This window comes from Paenarthrobacter sp. CM16 (assembly GCF_013179505.1).
In the GTDB taxonomy this organism is placed as follows: domain Bacteria; phylum Actinomycetota; class Actinomycetes; order Actinomycetales; family Micrococcaceae; genus Arthrobacter.
The window spans coordinates 1-1,710 of sequence record NZ_JABMCX010000502.1 but is presented as its reverse complement, the minus strand read 5'-3'; the positions used below and the strand labels follow the sequence as shown (position 1 = coordinate 1,710).

2 protein-coding genes are annotated in these 1,710 nt (G+C 59.2%); both read right to left on the bottom strand.

Features of this window, described 5'->3' with window-relative positions; translation table 11 throughout:
• A partial coding sequence (locus HP499_RS23895) for a hypothetical protein (protein WP_216660279.1) occupies positions 1 to 506 on the bottom strand: 506 nt, incomplete at its 3' end.
• Positions 507 to 863: 357 nt separating this feature from the next.
• Positions 864 to 1,571, bottom strand: coding sequence for a hypothetical protein (locus tag HP499_RS23890; RefSeq protein WP_172326517.1), 708 nt, complete (start codon positions 1,569 to 1,571; stop codon positions 864 to 866).
• Positions 1,572 to 1,710 lie beyond the last annotated feature (139 nt).

Sequence of the window (1,710 nt, the reverse complement as noted above, 5' to 3'; positions counted from 1 at the left end):
AACCCGTCCGGGACCGGCGCCACGCCCCTAGCCTCAGCGCTCGCAAGAAGCTTGCTGATGGAGGGCTGCGAGACGCTCAAGGCGCGAGCAACCGCCATCTGGCCCAGTTCATTCACGGCCACACGAACGCTTCGGACATAGTCGAGGCTTCCCAGCTCCCGCCTCGCCTTGGCGCTAAGTGCGGCCTCAATCGGAGTCTGCACCCCAGCTCCCGCCTTGGTCGCCGAGTCAGCAAGCCGCTTGGCGTAGGCAGGCAATTTGGGGCTGACAGTCGTCGTTGCGCGAACTAAACCGTCAATCGACGTTTGGACTCCAGCGCTTGCGGTTTTGGCATCGGTGGCCAGCTTGGCAAGCAATCTGGCGCTGCTGTGCAACTTGGACCCAGCGGGCTTCTTTGGGCCCGCTGGATTCTTGCGCTTGGCGACAGCCGTTTTGAAGGCAGCGGCCCGCGAACCCTTCTTGCGAGCGGGCTTCTTGGTGCTGATCATCGTCTTGGTGCTGATCATCGTCAATTCTGGCCTCTCCCTCCGCCTACCTAACCCATAACCAGGGTTATGGGTTCATGCTAACAAACCTCACCGTGGTTATGAATGGCTCCGTTCGGCCGATGGATCAGCGACATAATTGCTGCACGTAGCGGTGGGACTTCTTTCAAAGGCCGAGGTGCTGGGGCCTTTGTCCTCGCCCGCTGTGCGGGATCGGCTTTGACCTTCCCACTGAGTTCTCCGACGCCGGCGACAGCGTCGGCCACCGGATACTTCTCTGGGATTGCCCGAACTGCTTGGGGTAAAGACCAGATCCGACCGCGCGAAAGAAAAGCGCAAGCTCCTGTGTTAGGGCTTTCAAAGTTACTCGTCGACTCTTCACGGAGTCACCGGAGAACCGTAGTTCTTGACGTGCATAAACTCATCTTCGATGCGGTTAGGCAGCTCGCCTGCACGCCCACTCTCCGACTCGTTGATTGATGAGGTGGATCCTTCAGTCGCCTGAATCGTCATCGCTGACGCGACATCACGTACGCTTACCCTAGAGAGCAGATTCCTCATTTGAGCCGCGTATTCATCAGCCCTTCGGGCCTCAAGGAGGATCGCTTGGTGCTGTTCAGCGGTCACGGTGCGCCTGCCCATCTCCACAGCGTCTGCTTCAATTTCTGTTGCCGAAGCCGCGGGTGCGTTCTCCATTGTGGTTCCGCCGGACGGGCTTTGGTCACCTGCCGCCGCACTGTGCTGCCTAGACTTTTCTGCGATCCATTTCGTTAGCTTAGGAATCCAGAGCTTGTTCTCTACAGCTATGTTGACACCCCGGAGGACATGAGGCCTGATGCCGTCTATGCAGGCGGTAACAAATTCGCCAGCAATCTGCTGGCCTATCGTGGGCACGGCAGGGGTGCGGGATCCAATAATGTCGTCGATACTTGCGGGACGTGATTCGGTCGGTCCCAAGAGGTTGCCGGTGCCGTTTTCGCGGAGTAGGTCCCGGTCATAGCCGGCCGTCCCATTGGAGGCAGAGCGACGTGTCCCCCTGGGGACTTTCTGCCAGCGCAGTTCTTCAAACTCGTCCCCGTGGCTCATACGAATGCCGTCCTCATAGCCGAAGTATAGTCAGGTCCCCTTGCTGAATCCGCAGTTGAGCAGGACAAACGCAATCTCAACATCAAGGCGCAACTGGCCCCTGGCGGCTCGGGAGCACTCGAACCGGCTGGCTTGGACG